Origin of the sequence: Pseudidiomarina sediminum DSM 21906 (genome assembly GCF_000423165.1) — a bacterium.
Lineage (GTDB): Bacteria > Pseudomonadota > Gammaproteobacteria > Enterobacterales > Alteromonadaceae > Pseudidiomarina > Pseudidiomarina sediminum.
On the sequence record NZ_KE383983.1, the window covers coordinates 449,182 to 467,757 of the forward strand.

Sequence of the window (18,576 nt, forward strand, 5' to 3'; positions counted from 1 at the left end):
ACGTGCAGGCTTTTTTCTTTCTAGGCGTTAGTTCGTCTCATCTGCGCTGTATTTATCGGCCAAGGCTAACAGTTGCGAGCGCAGCGGCTCTTCACAAAGCGCTGCTTGTTCACGTAGTTTTTTGACCGTGTCTGATTCAGTAGGTGCCTGCTTTGCCGCCGCTTTTTGAGGAGCTTGCGAGAGTTGGGAACGGTTTGGACGAATGCGTATTTCAATCCTATCGGCCACAGGCGTAGCATGAGTTTGAAAATACGTTATAATGCGCCCTTGTTCGGTTTTTATCCGCTGCCCAACGGCGGCCGATGAAACCTTTAAAGTAAGGGACGGTGCGTTGAGTTGAATGACCTCACAGTGAGGTGCCAATTCGTCTAACCCAAGCTGGCTGAAACAGTCACGTAAGAGCTGTTGCCATTGCGTATAGTGTTCCGAGTAGTCGGCAAACTGTTGCAGTCGCTGACTACCAAGGAGTTGATCGAGCTTTTTCGGTCGACGACGCGCCATAGTTCCAACTCAACTGAAATATAAAGCAACGAGAGGTTGCATGAGTTTAACAGTCTTCTACAAAGGCTCCAAAGTTAAATTTAAGCTGCAGGCGAGTCGCCGCAAGCTGTTCGCGCTTGCATTCGTGGCGAGTGTGGGCTTAATGCTATTGGTGCGGCCATGGCAAGCGTGGAGCGGTTATAGCGTGACCCAGGTACGCGAGCAAATTACTGCTGAGCAGCGTAGCTTAGCTGCCCAGTCGCAGGTGGTGCAAGAGATTCGCGCTGAGACCGAAAAGCGACTTACCGCGCTCACGATTCAACTTGGCGAAATGAAGGCGCGGGTGCGCCAGTTAGATAGTCTGGGTGAGCGTCTTGCGGATGCTGCGGAAATTGATGTCAGCGATATCTTGCAGCATTCGTCAGCAAATGTTGCCGTTGGTGGTCCCGAGGCGTCTATTTTGGAAGCACCACGCCCTCCAGCTGTCGAGGTGATGGCTGAGCTCGATGCGTTGTTGCTGCACCTCGAAGATAAACAAAATCAACTCTCAGCACTTGAATCTGTGCTGATGCGTCATCATATCTCGACAGAGAGTTTTGTGGCTGGTCGTCCTGTTGATGGTGGCTGGTTGAGCTCGCATTATGGTGCACGTAAAGATCCTTTTACAGGCGAGCCATCGATGCACAAGGGGATTGATTTCGCCAACCTTGAAGCTGATGCAGGTGTATTCGCAACTGGGGCAGGTGTGGTAACTTGGTCCGGTGAGCGTTATGGCTATGGTAAGCTTATCGAGATTGATCACGGCGGTGGTTTAAAAACGCGTTATGGCCATTGTGCTGAACTATTGGTGAACACTGGCGATGTGGTCACCCGAGGTCAGGAAATCGCTAAATTGGGGAGTACTGGACGTTCTACTGGGCCTCATGTGCATTACGAAGTTTTGCGTAATGAGCGCCATATTGACCCCAGTAAGTATGTCTATCGTGAGGCGCCGTAACGGCTTCACTTACATTCAACAACAGGATAATTAAGTCACATGTTAGGTAGTCTGTTTCGCAAAGTTTTTGGTAGTCGCAATGACCGTATTCTGAAAGGTTTACAAAAAAAAGTTGCTGCGATTAATGCCTTAGAACCTGAATTTGAAGCGCTCAGCGATAGCGAACTAAAACAAAAAACCGCTGAATTTAAAAAGCGCGTCGCAGATGGTGAAACGCTCGATGCTATTCTTGTTGAAGCTTTTGCAACGGTGCGTGAGGCGAGTAAGCGTGTGTTCAACATGCGGCACTTCGACGTACAGTTGATTGGCGGTATGATCCTAAACGATAACCGTATTGCCGAGATGCGAACTGGTGAAGGTAAAACCTTAACCGCGACCCTTCCTGCCTACCTCAATGCCTTGTCAGGTAAAGGTGTTCACATTGTTACCGTGAACGATTACTTGGCGCGTCGTGATGCTGAGACCAACCGTCCGTTGTTTGAATTCCTCGACTTATCGGTGGCCTTTAATATTCCGGGTATGCAGCATGCTGAAAAGCAACAAGCTTACGCGGCAGATATTACCTATGGTACCAACAACGAATTTGGTTTCGACTATTTGCGTGACAACATGGCGTTCTCACCGAAAGAACGTGTTCAGCGCAAATTAAACTACGCCATTGTCGATGAGGTCGACTCGATTTTGATCGATGAGGCACGTACGCCACTAATTATTTCGGGTGCCGCCGAAGATAGTTCAGAGCTGTATAAGCAAATGAACGACATCGTGCCATTACTGAACCGTGCCGATGAAGAAGATACCGAAGAGAAGCGCGGTGAAGGTGACTTCACCATCGATGAGAAAGCACGCCAATTGCACCTGACAGAAAACGGTCAAGAGCATGTAGAGGCAATTCTTAAAGAGCGTGGCTTGCTGGAAGAGCATGATTCACTTTACTCAGCAGCAAATATTACCTTGTTGCACCACGTGAACGCGGCGTTGCGTGCGCACCATTTGTATCAGAAAGACGTCGACTACATCGTTAAAGACGACCAAATCGTGATTGTCGATGAGCATACCGGTCGTACCATGGAAGGCCGCCGTTGGTCTGAAGGCTTACACCAAGCGATGGAAGCCAAAGAAGGCGTTAAAATTCAGAATGAAAACCAAACCTTGGCATCGATTACCTTCCAGAACTACTTCCGTTTGTACGAGAAGCTTGCGGGGATGACAGGTACTGCCGATACCGAAGCGTTTGAGTTCCAATCGATTTACGGCTTGGAAACTGTCGTTATTCCTACCAACCGGCCAATGATTCGTGATGATCGTGCTGACTTGATCTTTATGACCACCGAAGAAAAGTATGAAGCCATCGTTGCCGACATCGAAGAATGTCGTGCCGCGAAGCGTCCGGTGTTAGTAGGTACAGTATCGATTGAAAACTCAGAATTATTGTCGAACTTCTTACGCAAGAAAAAGATCCCGCACAATGTCCTGAATGCTAAATTCCACGCGAAAGAAGCCGATATTATTGAGCAGGCTGGTTTACCAGGAGCAGTCACCATTGCCACCAACATGGCGGGTCGTGGTACCGATATCGTGCTAGGTGGTAACTTACAAGCAGAGATTGAGAAACTTACCGATCCGACGCCAGAGCAGATTGAACAGGTGAAAGCCGAGTGGCGCAAACGCCATGATCAAGTGGTTGAATCAGGTGGTTTGCATATCATCGGTACTGAGCGTCATGAATCACGCCGTATTGATAACCAGTTGCGCGGTCGTTCAGGTCGTCAAGGTGATCCAGGTTCATCACGCTTCTATTTGTCGCTTGATGATAGCTTGATGCGTATTTTTGCGTCAGAGCGCATGGCAGGCTTGTGGAAGCGCCTAGGTATGAAGCGCGGCGAAGCGATTGAGCACCCGTGGGTGAACCGTGCTGTTGAAAATGCGCAGCGTAAAGTTGAAGGCCGCAACTTCGATATCCGTAAAGCGCTACTCGAGTTTGATGATGTCGCAAACGATCAGCGTAAAGTCGTGTACGAGCAACGTAACGAATTGCTCGACGAAGGCGATATTTCTGAAACTATCCAAGTGATCCGCGCGGATGTGCTCGACCAGGTGATTAGTGAATACATCCCACCACAATCATTGGAAGAAATGTGGAATGTGCAGGGCTTAGAAGAGCGTTTACGCGTCGATTTCGATTTACCTGTGCCGGTGCAACAATGGTTGGATGAAGACGATAAGCTGCATGAAGAGAGCCTTCGCGAGAAGTTGCTGGCGGCGCTTGAAGAAGCCTATCAGCAGAAAGAGCAACAAGTCGGTGTAGACGTTTTACGTCAGTTTGAGAAAGCCATCATGTTGCAAAGTCTCGACTCACATTGGAAAGAGCATTTGGCGGCAATGGACCACTTGCGCCAGGGGATTAACCTGCGTAGCTATGCGCAGAAAAACCCGAAACAAGAGTACAAGCGTGAAGCTTTCGAATTGTTCTCAAACATGCTGGAAGAGTTGAAGCTTGATGTGGTGACCATTCTGAGCAAGGTGCGCGTCCGTGCTGAGGAAGATGTAGAAGCGGTTGAGCAGAAGCGTCGGGAAGCAGCGGAGCGTCAAGCGCAGCAACAACGTTATCAGCATGAAGCTGCCGCGACCAGCGGCAGTGATAGCGCTGAGCCAGCCGCTGCTGGTGGCGCACGGGTGGGGCGCAATGAACCTTGCCCATGTGGCTCAGGTAAGAAGTATAAGCAGTGCCATGGCAAGCTCTAATCCCGTCCATGTTGCCGTTGGTGTCATTGAAGACACCGACGGTAACGTTTTTATTAGCAAACGTCACAAAGCCTTACATCAAGGCGACAAATGGGAATTCCCCGGCGGCAAAGTTGAAGCTGGTGAAACCGTTTATGATGCGCTGGTACGTGAGCTACGCGAAGAGTGTAATATCGAAGTGACAGCGGCGTCGCCGTTGACTGTGATCCATCACGATTATGATGATAAGCGTGTGGTGCTTGATGTGTGGCGGGTGACGCGTTTTACTGGCGAGATAGAGCAGAAAGAAGGGCAAGAGTGGTTGTGGGTCGCCCCGTATGCCCTTGTGGCATATCCGTTCCCTGCGGCGAATCAACCGATTATTGACTTACTGCAGCAGTAGCAGGGTTGCACTCACTGTGCATCCCGTGCATTTACGGGCAGAGCGCTAGCTCAAACTCGACATCACTTTCGTACGACGCTTTGCCTTGTTGTGGGGCGTTACTCAAAAATCTTACGCTAAAACGCTGTTTATGGCCGCTCACAACAGGATAGGCGGGCACTGAAGCTGGTACGCGTAAACGCAGCAAACTTAACGGTTCCGTGCTCTCTTGCAGTAAGCCACCCTCGGCTACCACCCATTGGAAATGTGCCTGTCCACGCAGTAACTCAAGCTCAAGCGCTAAACCTTGAAAGAGTGCTTCAAACTCATGCCACCAGCGTTGGCAATCGTCGTCACGGCGTTGCTGTGACTGATGTAACCAAAAGTGTAACTGTGGCACATCGAAGTTACAGGTACCGCCGGGCATCCCAAAACGTTGGCGGGTTACACTCAGTAAACGGTCTTGCTTGAGGTGACTACCCACCCGGGTCAGAGGCTGAATTGCTTGAATTGCGCTTTTCACACGTTCTGCAAGGCTTTGTACTTGCTGCTGATTGACATCTGGGTGCTGCGACCAAACGTGGAGCTGTGCACGACGTCGATCGAGATCTTTTTGAACATCGGTACGCACGTCACTGCGTTCACATAACTCTAAGATTGCAAACAGCGCGTCGAAATAGCGGGCATAATTGTCTGCCGTGACAGGCGTGTCAGGTTTTAAAATGCCCCGCAGATGTTCAAGACGCAAGTAAGTGCGTACCCGCTCATGCAGTGGATACTCATAATTGATTGTGTAAGCTTCGTCGATTGCATCATCCATCGGCTCTATCATAGCGGCTTCTGAATCTGTTGCAATGCCTTGAAACAAGTCTGACTGGTGGCTCATTTCAACATTCCTTGGTTGCTGCCGCTTGGCGCGCATTAACGAGGTAGTGTTGGTGGAGTGCTTCGACCTGTTGTTGCAGCGCATCGCGAGAAACATCATTGTTAATGACGTCGTCGGCAAAGGCAAGCCGTTCTTCGCGTGAACATTGTGATTGCATAATCAGCTCCACCTGAGCCGCGGAAACCTGATCACGCTTGATTGTTCGTTGCCGCTGCACCTCCTCGGGCACGTCGACGACGAGCACGCGGTCACAAAGCTCAGTCAGCTTATTTTCGACCAGCAAAGGCGCAGAGAGAATCACGTAAGGCGATGCAGCTTGTTCGAGCTGGCGGTGAATTTGCGTACGGATCAGCGGGTGGGTAAGGGCATTGAGCCAAGCTTTGGCGTCATTATCTTGGAAGATACGCTCACGTAGCCAAGCCCGATTCAGTTGCCCGTCAGCCTGTAACGCTTGCTCACCGTAGCGTTCAATGACAGCGTTCAGCGCTGGCCCGCCTGGGTCCATAATGTGTCGGGCAATCACATCGGCATCGACAATGGTGATGCCCAGCGCCGCAAACAGGTCAGTAACCGTTGTTTTTCCTGAGCCAATACCGCCGGTGACGCCAAGCACCCACATTAGACGCGCACCAATCCCCAGTACCAGTGTAGTAATTGCTCCCCCCAAAGCAGGGCAATCACACCGCCACAGATTAAGAAAGGACCGAAAGGAATGGGTTGACCGCGTTGATTGCGCCGGATCAGTTGCAAGGTGATGCCGATAACTGCGCCACTGAAGGCTGCGGCAAGAACGATGACAGGTAACAGTTGGTAGCCCGCCCATGCGCCAAGCGCGGCGAGTAATTTAAAGTCGCCGTAGCCCATACCTTCTTTCCCGGTAAGTAACTTAAACGCCCAAAACACCGACCATAAGGCGAGATAACCAGCCATCGCACCCATGACAGCGTCGGCAAGTGGTACCGGGCCACCGAGCCAAGCAATGAAAAGGCCTAACCATAACGTGATATAGGTCAGTTGGTCGGGCAAGAGCATGTGATCATAATCAATGAAGAACATGCAAATCAGTAAACTGGCGAAAATAAAGTAACCTAGCAGGGGCCAGCCAAAGCCGAAGTTCCATGCCAGCACCGCAAACACGCCACCGGTGAGTAGTTCAATGGCAGGGTAACGGGCGGAGATACGTGTGTGGCAGTGACGACATTTGGCTTTTAGTAGCAGCCAACTGATAACGGGAATATTGTCGTACCACTTAATGGCATGTTTGCACTTCGGACAGTGAGAATTGGGTTTGGCAAGGCTGAACGGTGTGTCGTCAAGCGCCACACTTTCGTCGTTGAGCGCCGCACAGTCGCGCTGCCACTGGCGCTTTAAGATGACCGGCAGGCGGCCAATGACCACATTTAAGAAACTCCCAATCATTAAACCTACGACGAGGGCAAAACCGAAGGTGAGCGCGCCTTGCGCCGGATAAACTTCCTGTAAGCTTGCGAACATTAACCCACCACTGAACCTAGGTTGAAGATTGGAAGATACATGGCGACAATTAAGCCGCCGACCAATATACCAATGACGACCATGATCATTGGTTCTAACAGTGCGGTGAGGTTATCCACCAAGTCATCAACCTCACGCTCATAGACATCGGCAACTTTGGCTAGCATGTCATCTAAAGAACCGGACTCTTCGCCGATGTACACCATCTGGGTCGCCATGGTGGGAAACACATCTGCGTTAATCATTGCAGTGTTCATCTGCATCCCTGAAGTCACGTCGCTTTGGACGCGAAAAATAGCGTCGCGATAGACCGAGTTCCCTGACGCACCAGCGGCTGATTCCAGGGCGTTGATCAGTGGCACACCAGCAGCAAAGGTGGTGGATAGGGTACGGGCAAAACGGGCCACGGCAGCTTTATTAAGGATAAGTCCAACCACTGGAATTTTTAACGAAATGGCTTGCACTGTGTCGCGAAACTTCTCGTTGTTCACCATTGCCCTAGCAAACAAAAAGCCCAGCGCAATAAACCCAGCAACCACATAAATAGCGTAGGCTTGCATGATTTCCGACAGACGCACAACAAACTGCGTCATGGCCGGTAATTCTGCACCGAAATCTTTAAATACGCTTTCAAATTGCGGTACCACGTAGACCAGCAAAATCATGGTGACCACAATGGCCACGACAATAACGGCGGCCGGATACACCAAGGCTTTCTTGATTTTTGCTTTCAAGGCCTCAGACTTTTCCCGGTAGGTAGCGATCCGATCGTAAATTGACTCCAGTGAGCCCGACTGCTCGCCTGAATCAACTAAATCGCAGTACAGCGGGTCGAAAACGTCGGGATGTTTACGTAATGCTGCTGCCAAGGGTGATCCTGAGCCAACATCATCAGCGAGGGTAAGCATCAGGTTACGCACGCGGACATGGTCGGTACCGCGCGCGACCATTTCAAGGCTTTGCAGCAAAGGTACGCCGGCTTCAAGCATGGTGGCGATTTGGCGGGTAAAGAGGGCGATATCGCCACCCTTAATCTTTTTATGGCCAAACAGGGGTTTGGGTTTCTTTTTTACCAGGCGAGGGTTAATTCCTTGGTCACGTAATTTGGCGCGGATTTCCCTCTCACTATCACCACGCATCACGCCTTTGACTTTTTGGCCGCGACGGTTCAGCCCTTGCCATTGAAACTCACTAAAATCTTCGAGCTTGCTACTTTTATTGGTTGCTGTTGCCATATAGCCGCCCCTTAGTTGTTGGTGACGCGGTTTGCTTCCGCGAGGCTAATAATGCCGTCCGCCACCTTCTCAAGCGCTGATTGACGTAACGAGTGATAGCCTTCTTTGCGCGCTTGACGCGCGATCTGTAATGCCCCGGCATTCGACATAATAAGTTCTTGCACGGCTTCGGTCACTGGCATGACTTCGTAAATACCTGTACGACCTTTGAAGCCGCCGGTGCAATAGTCACAACCAACTGCACGTTGCAGGTTCAAGTGATCGAGTTGTTCCTCTAAGAAACCTTGGCGCAGCAGCTCTTCTTTGGGGATATCCTCAGGTTCTTTACACTCGTTGCAGAGACGTCGCGCCAGTCGCTGGGCAATAATGAGGCTTACCGAGCTGGCAATGTTGTATGAAGGAACACCCATGTTCATCAGACGAGTTAAGGTTTCAGCTGCCGAGTTGGTATGTAGCGTCGACATCACCAAGTGACCGGTTTGGGCGGCTTTGATGGCAATTTCTGCGGTTTCAAGGTCACGGATCTCACCGACCATCACCACATCGGGATCTTGTCGTAAGAACGAGCGCAGTGCGTCCGCAAAGGTTAAGCCGGCTTTGACGTTAATTTGTACTTGGTTGACCCCGTACAGGTTAATTTCAACGGGATCTTCCGCCGTTGAAATATTCACCTCAGAGGTATTGAGAATGTTGAGGCCAGTATACAAAGATACGGTTTTCCCTGAGCCGGTTGGGCCAGTCACCAAGATCATGCCTTGTGGTTTACTTAGTGCCTCTTCGTAGAGTCGCTGTTGCTCTGGTGCATAGCCGAGTGACTCGATGCCCATCATGGCAGCTGCGGCATCAAGGATCCGCAGAACAATTTTCTCACCGTACATGGTCGGTAAGGTACTGACCCGAAAATCGATGGCTTTGTGCTTCGATAACCGCAGTTTAATCCGACCATCTTGCGGCAAGCGCCGCTCGGCAATGTCGAGCTGCGACATTACTTTTAGGCGTGCAGCGATACGGGCCGAGAGGGCAAAGGGTGGTCGGGCAATTTCATGCAAGACGCCGTCGATGCGAAAGCGGATGCGATACTCGCCTTCGTAGGGTTCAAAGTGTAAATCCGAGGCGCCGCGTTTAATGGCGTCAAGCAACATCTTGTTGATGTAGATAACGATGGGTGCGTCGTTCTTGGCATCGACACTGACAGAGCCAGTGTCTTCGCGCACTTCACCGTCGGCATCGATTTCGCGCAGTTCACGCTCGTCTTGCTCGGTAACGCCCAGCATCGAGCTTTCGTTTTCCAACAGTTTATCAATGAGCTTTTGCAGCTTGTCTTCTTCCACCAACACGGCTTCAGCTTGTAAGCGTGTACGGAACTGAAACTCATCGAGGGTTTCGATGCGGGTAGGGTCAGACACCGCGATATACAATACGTTGCCGCGTTGATACAGCGGTACGGCATGGTTTTTACGGATCAAACGCTCATTGATAAATTGTGGGGGAATGAGTTCTGGGTTGAAGCTATCGAGGTCAAGCCAGGGGCAGTTCGATTCTTGATAACAAAAGGCCGCAAGTTCAGCCGAGGTTACCAGTTTGCGTTCAATGATAACGCTGGTAAAAGGTAGCTTCGTTTCCCATGCGTATTCACTACAACTTTTCAGTTGTGCTTCAGCGATTCGTCTGTCACGCAGCAATAGCGCTGCAAGGGAGTGATGAAGCATGGAGTGTCGTTACTTAGTTTTATAAGGGACTGAGAGAAGAGCTAGCCACGCGCAGGGAGAGGCTAGCTCTTTAACTAAATCTGGAAAACTTTAGTTGGGCTAGCGATTAGATGCTACCACCACCACCGCCGCCGCCAGTTGCGCCTTCACAACCGTCAACGCGACTGTCGCTACCGTCAGTACCCCAGTCAGAGCATGCGATAACCCAGTTTAGGTTGCTACCGCTTGCATCACTTGGCGTAAGGGTTACTGAGATTGCTGTACCATTTGAATCGACAGCTTCTAAGCCAGCAGAAATCACACCATCAGTGATCGATACGCTGGTAAGGCCGTTGATGTTGGTAATGGTCGCTGCGTTTGCAGGGATTTGCTCTGAACCACCGTCACAAGCAGTTAAACCGCCTGTGCGCTGCACACACATGGCAACTGATGTTTTGTATGAACCAAGTGCTGACAAACCGTTGCTCGCTAAAGCACGCTGCGTGTAGTCACTGTAAAGAGGAATGGCAACCGCCGCCAAAATACCGATGATTGCAACTACAATCATCAATTCGATCAAGGTAAAACCTTTTTGAATTTGCGCTTTCATCTCAAAATCTCCCGCAAAGATGTAAGAAAAATAAAATTATTATTGTTGTCGAGTGTGGCAATCCTTTAATGGCTTTCACACCAATAACAATACACCTGCACTAGCCGAAAGACCGTGGTTGCGCATGCGACCGGTTAAGCCGAAATGCCACGCTTTCCACCAGACTTTAGCCTGCAGCCCCGCTATCCGCCAGTTTTATTTCGCAATACTACGAAGTAAGACAAGTTAGGACCGGAGGTTTTGCGTCACCGCCTTACGGCGGCTTTGCCTTTTAAAGCATCGCCTGGCATCCCACAAGCCCTTAATACGCTTGGTAAGTAAGGGATAGTCCCGTGGTTTGCGCACTGCTTTGTAAACATAGCAGATGTAAGGAAATCGTCAATACTTAGATTTCTGAAATTCTCAGCGAGAGATCAACTGCTTGCACGTGTTTGGTAAGGGCTCCGGACGAAATGTAGTCAATTCCAGTGCGCGCAAGTGTTGCGAGTTGTTCGTGGGTGACATTGCCAGAGACTTCGAGGCGGACACCAGGTAACTTTGTTTTAACAGCAGTATGTACATCATCATAAGAAAAGTTGTCGAGCATGATGATATCGGCGCCAGCTTCGAGTGCTGCTGCGTATTCTGTGAGATTCTCCACTTCAACTTCGACCAGTTTGTCACTGTGCAGCTGCTTCGCTTTTGCGACAGCAGCGGCGATCGAACCACAGGCCATAATATGGTTTTCTTTAATGAGGTACGCATCGTAGAGACCCACGCGATGATTACTACCACCACCACACACGACCGCATACTTCAGCGCTGTACGCAAGCCTGGCAGAGTTTTGCGAGTGTCGAGTAACTTGGTCTGTGAGCCTGCGAGTGCAGCAACATAATGTGCTGTAGTGGTGGCGACACCAGACAACGTCTGGAGGAAGTTTAAGGCGGTGCGTTCGCCAGTCAAAATGGCACGGGCTGGGCCTTGAAGTTCACAGAGCAAACTATTCGCGGCGATCTTTTCACCGTCTTGAACATGCCAGGTGACGCGTACGTCGCTACCTAGTTGACGAAACACTTCATCGACCCATGCGGTACCACAGATGACCGCATCTTCGCGAGTGATAATGCGACCATGGGCTTGCTGCTCGGCCGGAATAAGCTGAGCCGTAATATCTAAATCGCCGCTGAGCCCGTTTAAATCTTCTTCGAGCGCGCGCGCCACCATTAACTGGCGGTCGTTGCTTAATAACTCAGGTTGTACGCGGGTATCCATGCTAGTTACTCTTTTCAACGGGTTTAAAGTTGCCGTATTGTAATGTCTGCGGTCGAGAGTGACAATGAAGCAAACACGAAACACCCACGAATAGGCAAGGAGAATGACAGTGCAGATTCAGCACGGCGTGTTGCAGCAGGTTGCACAACGCCAATCGCCACATGCAGATGCGCGGCCGGACGAAACAGATATCAGCGTGTTAGTGGTGCATGGTATCAGCCTGCCAGCGGGACAGTTTGGTACCCCTTATATTGACCAACTGTTTATGGGGACCATTGACTGTGATGCCGATCCGAGTTTTGCCGTGTTGCGTAACTTACGGGTGTCGGCCCACGTGGTGATTCATCGCGATGGTCATTGCGTGCAATACGTCCCGTTTCATCGCCGTGCGTGGCATGCGGGTATTTCGCATTATTGCGGTCGCAAGCGTTGCAATGATTTTGCCATAGGGATAGAGCTTGAGGGAACGGATACCACCCCCTACACTAAGGAACAATATCGTACCTTGGCTGAGATTGCGGCTGCTTTGGTAAGTACTTATCCGGCGCTGACGCCACAACGGATTGTTGGCCATCAACATATCGCGCCGGTACGAAAAACAGATCCAGGTCCTGCGTTTGATTGGGACTACTTTCGCCAATTGCTCAATGCCGCGTTACGTGCGTCGGCCAACAAGGAGCTTTAAATGCATTTTATCGCAATTTTACTGGCCTATTCGCTGGAGCGAACGGTAACCCTGAGTCGTAACTTGCATTGGCGCCGTATCGTGTTGCGCTGGCAGCAGTGGCAAACCAAACAAACGCAAATCAAGGCGTCCAGTGACGGCCAGCGGCAGATCGCGAATTGGCGCCAGCATCTGGTTGGCGAGGTGGTCTGGGCGATTTTGCCAGCGCTTATTATCGGTTTTAGCATTGCCTTGCTTGATAACTTTTTTGTCAGCTTTGTGGTGGGCGTACTTGCGTTGCTCGCAACCATGCAGTGTGGTGCTGCGCGACGCGCGTATAAGCGCTATTTAAGCGCTGCCAGTCAGGGCGATAGTGCGGCGTGTGCGGAGCATTTGCGACAGCTGCGTCGTGCTGCGGGACGTAACGATACCACGTCAGTGCATGGGGCATTATTGTGGGTGCACTTACGTTACTACTTTGCCCCGTTGTTTTACTACGCCATCTTTGGCCTGCTAGGGGTATTGTTGTATGCCACCTTGCGTGACATGCGCCACCCGCGTAGTGCGGCATGGACGCAATTGCAGTGGTGGGTGCATTGGTTACCAACGCGGGTGATGACCTTTGGCTTTTTAATGGTCGGAAACTTTAGTAAAGCCCTGCCAGTGTGGTTGAGCTCGATTGGGAACACGCCACAAAATAATTTCCAAGCACTGCTGAAAGTGGCCGATGCGGCCGAAGAACTGACACCAAAACATGACGATGACATCACTTCTACTGCTCTGACCAGTGTTGCTTTGGTTAAGCGCAACATGCTGTTTTTCATCGTTTTGTTGGCTATTTTGACGATCGTTGGCTGGCTCTAGGTAAGAAAGATTTGGGTTCGTTAGCGATCTAGTCTAAAATGACCGCACTTATTTGGTAAGACCAATGACCCAAGTGGCGCAGAAGAGAGACTTCGGCCACTTTTGTGAGGCGGACGAAACAAATGGCTTTTGATCGTATACAACCGACCAAACTCTCGGATGTCATCATGCAACGCATCGAAGCGATGATTGTTGATGGCACCTTAGAGGCGGGTGCGCGCCTGCCTTCTGAGCGTGACTTGTCGCATCAATTTTCGGTGTCGCGTCCAAGCCTGCGCGAAGCCATTCAAAAACTCGAAGCGCGTGGTTTGTTAGAGCGCCGTCAAGGTGGCGGTACTTATGTGTGTGACAACATGCAACAACGCGTCGCCGAACCGCTGCTTGACTTGCTTACTCAGCATCCTGAATCACAGTTTGATCTGCTTGAATTTCGCCACGCGTTGGAAGGAATCTCGTCGTACTACGCCGCCATGCGCGGTACCCCAACTGATCTTGAACGTATTGAGGCGGCATTCGCCGAAATTAAGCGTGAACCTGGCACTGAGTTGGCCGCACAAGCGCAGGCACTCACCGAATTTAACTTAAGAATTACTGAAGCTTCGCACAATGTCATCTTATTGCATCTTGTGCGGAGTATGTTGCCGTTATTGCAACAGAACATTTTACAGAACCTGCAAGACTTAGCCCATAAGCCGGGCATTATGCAGGATCTTCATGAACATCGGCGGCACCTCGTGGCCGCGATTAAAGCTGGCGACTCTGAGCAAGCAAGGGAAACCTGCCATCAGTTGTTGGCCTTTATTGAACACGCGTTATTGACTTCGAATCGTGAACAATCACGCATTCGCCGGTCACTGCGCAGAACACAAAATGGGTAAGGATTAGAGTATGAGTGACCATTTGAGAGACGACCTAGATCCGCAAGAGACACGTGAGTGGCTTGATGCTCTTGAAGTCGTGTTAGAAGAAGATGGCCCTGAGCGTGGTCATTTCCTGTTGGAGTCGCTGATTGAAAAAGCGCGTCGTAGTGGTGCTTACCTACCCTACGCAGCAACAACGGCTTATTTGAACACCATTCCTGTAAGCCAAGAGCCGACCGTCCCAGGTGACCAAAGCATGGAAGCGCGCATTCGTGCGGCGATCCGTTGGAATGCTTTGGCGATGGTGTTACGGGCCTCGAAAAAAGAGCTTGAGTTGGGTGGTCACATTTCGAGCTTTGCTTCGTCAGCAATGCTTTATGATGTTGGTTTTAACCATTTCTTCCGTGCGCCAACCGATCAAGACGGCGGTGACTTCTTGTTTATTCAAGGTCACGCGTCTCCGGGCATCTACGCCCGAGCCTTCCTTGAAGGTCGCATCAGTGAAGAACAATTGAACCAATTCCGTCAAGAAGTTGACGGGGAAGGGATCAGTTCTTACCCGCACCCGAAACTCATGCCTGATTTCTGGCAGTTCCCGACGGTATCGATGGGTCTAGGCCCAATGCAGGCGATTTATCAAGCGCGCTACCTGAAGTATTTGACCGACCGTGGCATCAAAGACTGCTCGAATCAGCGTGTCTACGCGTTCTTAGGCGATGGTGAAGTGGATGAGCCAGAAAGCTTAGGCGCGATTGGCCTTGCCACGCGTGAAGGCTTGGACAACTTAACCTTTATCGTCAACTGTAACCTCCAACGTTTGGATGGTCCGGTCCGTGGTAACGGTAAGATCATTCAAGAGCTAGAAGGTACCTTCCGTGGCGCCGGCTGGGAAGTGATCAAAGTATTGTGGGGCCGCTATTGGGATCCGCTGCTGTACAGTGACACTGAAGGTAAGCTTGCGCAGATCATGCAAGATAGCGTGGACGGTGAATACCAGAACTACAAAGCGAAAGGTGGTGCTTACACGCGTGAGCATTTCTTCGGTAAAACTGAAGAAACTAAAGCGATGGTCGCGAACTTGTCAGATGAAGATATCTGGCGCTTAAACCGTGGTGGTCACGATCCAGTCAAAGTGTACGCGGCATATCACAAAGCGGTAAACACTAAAGGTCGTCCGCAGGTTATTCTTGCGAAAACCGTGAAAGGTTACGGTATGGGTGCTGCCGGTGAAGGTAAAAACATCGCGCACCAAGTGAAGAAAATGGAAATGGAAGCGATCAAACACTTCCGTGACCGTTTTAACATTCCAATTAAAGACAGCGAGCTTGAAGACATCCCGTTCTACAAGTTCCCTGAAGACAGCCCGGAAATGAAGTACATGCGCGAGCGCCGTGAAGCGCTTGGCGGATATATGCCGGTCCGTCGTCCGAATACCGACGTCGAATTAGAAATGCCAGCGTTGAAAGCATTTGATGCAGTGCTAAAAGGCTCAGGTGATCGTCAGATTTCGACCACGATGGCCTTTGTGCGTGTGTTAACGGCGTTGTTGAAAGACAAGAAAATTGGCCAACGTATTGTGCCGATCATCCCTGATGAAGCGCGTACCTTTGGTATGGAAGGTTTGTTCCGCCAAGTGGGAATTTACTCAAGCCAAGGGCAGAAGTATGAACCACAAGATGCCGACCAAGTTGCCTACTATCGTGAAGATAAGAAAGGCCAAGTACTGCAAGAAGGTATTAATGAGCTAGGCGCAATGGCGTCATGGGTCGCTGCAGCGACCAGCTACTCAACCAACAATGAGCCGATGATTCCGTTCTACATCTATTACTCGATGTTCGGTTTCCAACGGGTCGGTGACTTGGTGTGGGCAGCAGGCGACAGCCAAGCACGTGGTTTCTTAGTCGGTGGTACTGCTGGACGTACAACCCTTAACGGTGAAGGTCTGCAGCACCAAGACGGTAGCAGCCACATCTTGTTCAACACGGTACCGAACTGTATTACTTATGATCCGACCTTCGGTTACGAAGTCGCGGTGATTGTTCAAGACGGTTTGCGTCGCATGTACGGTGAACAAGAAAACGTGTTCTACTACCTCACGGTCATGAACGAAAACTATCAGCAGCCGGAAATGCCTGAAGGTGTTGAAGAAGGCATCATCAAAGGCTTGTATGAGTTAGAGACGCATCAAGCGAAGAAAGCGCATGGTGACGTGCAACTGCTAGGTTCAGGAACGATTTTGCAGCAAGCCCGTAAAGCTGGTGAAATCTTGGCGGACAAGTATGGCATCAATGCCACGGTTTATAGCGCTACTTCGTTTAACGAGCTTGCGCGTGACGGGATTGACGTTGACCGTTACAACATGTTGCACCCGACTGAGAAGCCGAAAGTGGCCTACACCACCAAAGTGCTTGAAAACGCGAAGGGTCCAACCATTGCCGCGACCGATTACCAGAAGCTTTATGCGGATCAAATCCGTGCTTGGGTACCGACCCCATACCGTGTGTTAGGTACTGATGGTTACGGTCGTTCGGACAGCCGCGACAACTTACGTCGTCACTTTGAAGTAAGTGCTGAGTATATTGTGGTGGCCGCATTGGCTGAGCTAGCGAAGGCTGGCACCATTGATAGTAAAGTGGTTGCAGAGGCTATTGCCGAGTTCGCGATTGACGTGGACAAAATCAACCCACTTTACGCATAAGTGACGGGAGCAGAGACGACTATGGCAGATTTAAAAGAAGTACTCGCCCCGGACGTGGGCGGCGATGAAGTCGAAGTCATCGAAATTTTGGTCAACCAAGGCGATACGGTCGAAGCAGAAGACGCTTTGATCACGGTTGAAAGTGATAAGGCGTCGATGGATATCCCGGCGCCCTTTGCTGGCACCGTCGCGGAAGTAAAAGTAAAGGTTGGCGATAAAATCTCAGAGGGTGCGTTGTTAGCAATGTTTGAAGCTGCTGATGCAGCTGACAGCGACGCTGCACAACCAGAAGCTGAAGCTGAAGCTGAGGCCGCGCCAGCGCCAGAACCTGAGACGGCAGCGGATGACGTAGAACCAGAAGTCGCGTCAGACGAAGCAGCGACAGCAACCAAAGTGATCGAAGTTGCAGTCCCTGACATTGGTGAAGATGGTGAAGTCGACGTGATCGAAGTCTTGGTCAGCGAAGGCGATGAGATTGCCAAAGAAGATGGCTTAATCACCTTAGAAACCGACAAAGCGACCATGGACGTTCCTAGCCCTGAAGCGGGTGTGGTGAAGTCGGTGGCAGTAAAGACTGGCGACAAGGTCAAAGAAGGCTCTTTGGTGATTACCCTTGAGGTCACCTCACAGGCGAGTGCCAGCGCTCCAGCGGCGCAACCTGAGTCAAAAGCTGAGCCTAAAGCTGCCGAGAAAGCACCGGAACCAGCACCTGCGCCAGAGCGCAAGGCACCGCCAGTACCAGATCATCCTCTTGATCGCAAAGGTAAAGCGGAAGGCTTGGCTTATGCTTCGCCAGCAGTCCGTCGTTTGGCGCGCGAATTCGGTGTTGATTTGCAACAAGTGAAAGGTACCGGTCGCAAAGAGCGTATCTTGAAAGAAGACGTGCAAGAGTATGTGAAATACGAATTGTCGCGTCCAAAAGCGACGGCTTCAGCAGCGACAGCCCAAGGTGGCGGTGGCCTGCAAGTGATTGCTCAGCCGAAAGTGGACTTCAGCAAATTTGGTGAAATTGAAGAAGTACCGTTAACGCGGATTCAGAAAATTTCTGGCCCGAACCTGCACCGTAACTGGGTGACCATTCCACATGTAACGCAGTTTGACGAAGCCGATATTACCGAGCTTGAGAAGTTCCGTAAGCAAGAAAACGAGCTGCAAGCGAAGAAAAAGGACGGCGTGAAGATCACTCCTCTGGTCTTCATCATGAAAGCGGTCGCTAAGGCACTGCAGGAATACCCAGTGTTTAACTCGTCATTGAGTGCCGACGGTGAGCACTTGATCATGAAAAAATACATTCACATTGGCATCGCAGTAGACACCCCTGGAGGCCTTGTGGTGCCAGTGATTCGTGATGTCGATAAGAAAGGTATTTACGAGCTTTCTGAAGAATTGGTGGATGTGAGTACACGTGCCCGTGATGGCAAGTTGAAAGCGCAAGACATGCAGGGTGGCTGCTTCTCGATTTCGAGTTTGGGTGGTATCGGTGGTACTGCATTTACGCCAATCGTCAACGCTCCTGATGTCGCGATTTTGGGTGTATCGAAAAGCGAAATGCAGCCGAAGTGGAACGGTTCAGAGTTCGTCCCACGCTTAATGTTGCCAACCAGCCTCTCTTACGACCATCGTGTTATTGACGGAGCGGTTGCAGCACGCTTTAGTGTGTTCCTGTGCAATGTCTTATCGGATATTCGGAAATTAGTGCTTTAAATTAAACAAATCGCGTTGGGGCTGTTATAATCCGCCCC

16 protein-coding genes and 1 riboswitch are annotated in these 18,576 nt (G+C 50.7%); of the genes, 8 read left to right on the plus strand and 8 right to left on the minus strand.

Annotated elements, in window-relative coordinates; all coding sequences use genetic code 11:
* Positions 1 to 27: 27 nt before the first annotated feature.
* Complete coding sequence (locus tag G535_RS0107410; RefSeq protein WP_026861482.1) at positions 28 to 501, minus strand: DciA family protein; 474 nt, start codon at positions 499 to 501, stop codon at positions 28 to 30.
* Between the two features lie 40 nt (positions 502 to 541).
* On the opposite strand from G535_RS0107410, the gene G535_RS0107415 reads away from it, so the two are divergent.
* Genes G535_RS0107415 through mutT form a run of 3 tightly spaced genes read left to right on the plus strand, consistent with a single transcriptional unit; the run spans position 542 to position 4,604 of the window.
* Complete coding sequence (locus G535_RS0107415; RefSeq protein WP_026861483.1) at positions 542 to 1,477, plus strand: M23 family metallopeptidase; 936 nt, start codon at positions 542 to 544, stop codon at positions 1,475 to 1,477.
* A gap of 39 nt (positions 1,478 to 1,516) precedes the next feature.
* Positions 1,517 to 4,222, plus strand: a complete 2,706-nt coding sequence (gene secA, locus G535_RS0107420) for a preprotein translocase subunit SecA (protein WP_026861484.1) — start codon at positions 1,517 to 1,519, stop codon at positions 4,220 to 4,222.
* Positions 4,209 to 4,604, plus strand: coding sequence for an 8-oxo-dGTP diphosphatase MutT (mutT, locus tag G535_RS0107425; RefSeq protein WP_026861485.1), 396 nt, complete (start codon positions 4,209 to 4,211; stop codon positions 4,602 to 4,604). Before secA ends, mutT begins: the two co-directional genes overlap by 14 nt.
* Positions 4,605 to 4,635: 31 nt before the next feature.
* Here the strand turns inward: mutT and G535_RS0107430 are convergent, their stop codons facing one another.
* From G535_RS0107430 to nadC, 7 genes are all read right to left on the minus strand, one after another.
* On the minus strand, positions 4,636 to 5,469 hold the full coding sequence (locus tag G535_RS0107430) for a cell division protein ZapD (RefSeq protein WP_051207031.1): 834 nt from the start codon (positions 5,467 to 5,469) through the stop codon (positions 4,636 to 4,638).
* Position 5,470: 1 nt separating this feature from the next.
* Complete coding sequence (coaE, locus tag G535_RS0107435; RefSeq protein ID WP_026861487.1) at positions 5,471 to 6,088, minus strand: dephospho-CoA kinase; 618 nt, start codon at positions 6,086 to 6,088, stop codon at positions 5,471 to 5,473.
* Entirely contained in the window at positions 6,088 to 6,963 is an 876-nt protein-coding gene (locus G535_RS0107440) for a prepilin peptidase (RefSeq protein ID WP_026861488.1), read from the minus strand. The genes coaE and G535_RS0107440 overlap by 1 nt, the downstream gene beginning before the upstream one ends.
* On the minus strand, positions 6,963 to 8,198 hold the full coding sequence (locus G535_RS0107445; protein ID WP_026861489.1) for a type II secretion system F family protein: 1,236 nt from the start codon (positions 8,196 to 8,198) through the stop codon (positions 6,963 to 6,965). Before G535_RS0107445 ends, G535_RS0107440 begins: the two co-directional genes overlap by 1 nt.
* Before the next feature lie 11 nt (positions 8,199 to 8,209).
* Positions 8,210 to 9,907: a type IV-A pilus assembly ATPase PilB gene (gene pilB, locus G535_RS0107450; protein ID WP_026861490.1), complete on the minus strand. Its 1,698-nt coding sequence runs from the start codon at positions 9,905 to 9,907 to the stop codon at positions 8,210 to 8,212.
* 106 nt (positions 9,908 to 10,013) lie between these two features.
* Positions 10,014 to 10,496, minus strand: coding sequence for a pilin (locus tag G535_RS14355; RefSeq protein WP_051207033.1), 483 nt, complete (start codon positions 10,494 to 10,496; stop codon positions 10,014 to 10,016).
* A gap of 169 nt (positions 10,497 to 10,665) precedes the next feature.
* Positions 10,666 to 10,775, minus strand: a riboswitch (cyclic di-GMP riboswitch).
* Between the two features lie 106 nt (positions 10,776 to 10,881).
* The gene (gene nadC, locus G535_RS0107460; protein WP_026861491.1) at positions 10,882 to 11,748 is read right to left on the minus strand and encodes a carboxylating nicotinate-nucleotide diphosphorylase; all 867 of its coding nucleotides are present in this window, start codon (positions 11,746 to 11,748) and stop codon (positions 10,882 to 10,884) included.
* A 103-nt stretch (positions 11,749 to 11,851) separates the two neighbouring features.
* Between nadC and ampD the strand changes: the two genes are divergently transcribed.
* From ampD to aceF, 5 genes are all read left to right on the plus strand, one after another.
* Positions 11,852 to 12,433: a 1,6-anhydro-N-acetylmuramyl-L-alanine amidase AmpD gene (gene ampD, locus G535_RS0107465; protein ID WP_026861492.1), complete on the plus strand. Its 582-nt coding sequence runs from the start codon at positions 11,852 to 11,854 to the stop codon at positions 12,431 to 12,433.
* Positions 12,434 to 13,276 (plus strand): regulatory signaling modulator protein AmpE, encoded by an 843-nt coding sequence (gene ampE, locus G535_RS0107470; RefSeq protein ID WP_026861493.1) that lies wholly within the window; start codon positions 12,434 to 12,436, stop codon positions 13,274 to 13,276.
* Between the two features lie 122 nt (positions 13,277 to 13,398).
* The gene (pdhR, locus tag G535_RS0107475) at positions 13,399 to 14,154 is read left to right on the plus strand and encodes a pyruvate dehydrogenase complex transcriptional repressor PdhR (protein ID WP_026861494.1); all 756 of its coding nucleotides are present in this window, start codon (positions 13,399 to 13,401) and stop codon (positions 14,152 to 14,154) included.
* Between the two features lie 10 nt (positions 14,155 to 14,164).
* Positions 14,165 to 16,834: a pyruvate dehydrogenase (acetyl-transferring), homodimeric type gene (gene aceE, locus G535_RS0107480; RefSeq protein ID WP_026861495.1), complete on the plus strand. Its 2,670-nt coding sequence runs from the start codon at positions 14,165 to 14,167 to the stop codon at positions 16,832 to 16,834.
* A gap of 21 nt (positions 16,835 to 16,855) precedes the next feature.
* Positions 16,856 to 18,538 (plus strand): dihydrolipoyllysine-residue acetyltransferase, encoded by a 1,683-nt coding sequence (gene aceF / locus G535_RS0107485; RefSeq protein ID WP_026861496.1) that lies wholly within the window; start codon positions 16,856 to 16,858, stop codon positions 18,536 to 18,538.
* Positions 18,539 to 18,576: the final 38 nt, after the last annotated feature.

Bases quoted from the DNA above. Each gene is read 5' to 3' on its own strand.
- ampE (WP_026861493.1), top strand. From the start codon at position 12,434: ATGCATTTTATCGCAATTTTACTGGCCTATTCGCTGGAGCGAACGGTA.
- pilB (WP_026861490.1), bottom strand. From the start codon at position 9,907: ATGCTTCATCACTCCCTTGCAGCGCTATTGCTGCGTGACAGACGAATC.
- mutT (WP_026861485.1), top strand. From the start codon at position 4,209: ATGGCAAGCTCTAATCCCGTCCATGTTGCCGTTGGTGTCATTGAAGAC.
- coaE (WP_026861487.1), bottom strand. From the start codon at position 6,088: ATGTGGGTGCTTGGCGTCACCGGCGGTATTGGCTCAGGAAAAACAACG.
- secA (WP_026861484.1), top strand. From the start codon at position 1,517: ATGTTAGGTAGTCTGTTTCGCAAAGTTTTTGGTAGTCGCAATGACCGT.
- nadC (WP_026861491.1), bottom strand. From the start codon at position 11,748: ATGGATACCCGCGTACAACCTGAGTTATTAAGCAACGACCGCCAGTTA.
- aceF (WP_026861496.1), top strand. From the start codon at position 16,856: ATGGCAGATTTAAAAGAAGTACTCGCCCCGGACGTGGGCGGCGATGAA.
- aceE (WP_026861495.1), top strand. From the start codon at position 14,165: ATGAGTGACCATTTGAGAGACGACCTAGATCCGCAAGAGACACGTGAG.
- G535_RS0107410 (WP_026861482.1), bottom strand. From the start codon at position 501: ATGGCGCGTCGTCGACCGAAAAAGCTCGATCAACTCCTTGGTAGTCAG.
- G535_RS0107430 (WP_051207031.1), bottom strand. From the start codon at position 5,469: ATGAGCCACCAGTCAGACTTGTTTCAAGGCATTGCAACAGATTCAGAA.
- G535_RS14355 (WP_051207033.1), bottom strand. From the start codon at position 10,496: ATGAAAGCGCAAATTCAAAAAGGTTTTACCTTGATCGAATTGATGATT.
- G535_RS0107445 (WP_026861489.1), bottom strand. From the start codon at position 8,198: ATGGCAACAGCAACCAATAAAAGTAGCAAGCTCGAAGATTTTAGTGAG.
- pdhR (WP_026861494.1), top strand. From the start codon at position 13,399: ATGGCTTTTGATCGTATACAACCGACCAAACTCTCGGATGTCATCATG.
- ampD (WP_026861492.1), top strand. From the start codon at position 11,852: ATGACAGTGCAGATTCAGCACGGCGTGTTGCAGCAGGTTGCACAACGC.
- G535_RS0107440 (WP_026861488.1), bottom strand. From the start codon at position 6,963: ATGTTCGCAAGCTTACAGGAAGTTTATCCGGCGCAAGGCGCGCTCACC.
- G535_RS0107415 (WP_026861483.1), top strand. From the start codon at position 542: ATGAGTTTAACAGTCTTCTACAAAGGCTCCAAAGTTAAATTTAAGCTG.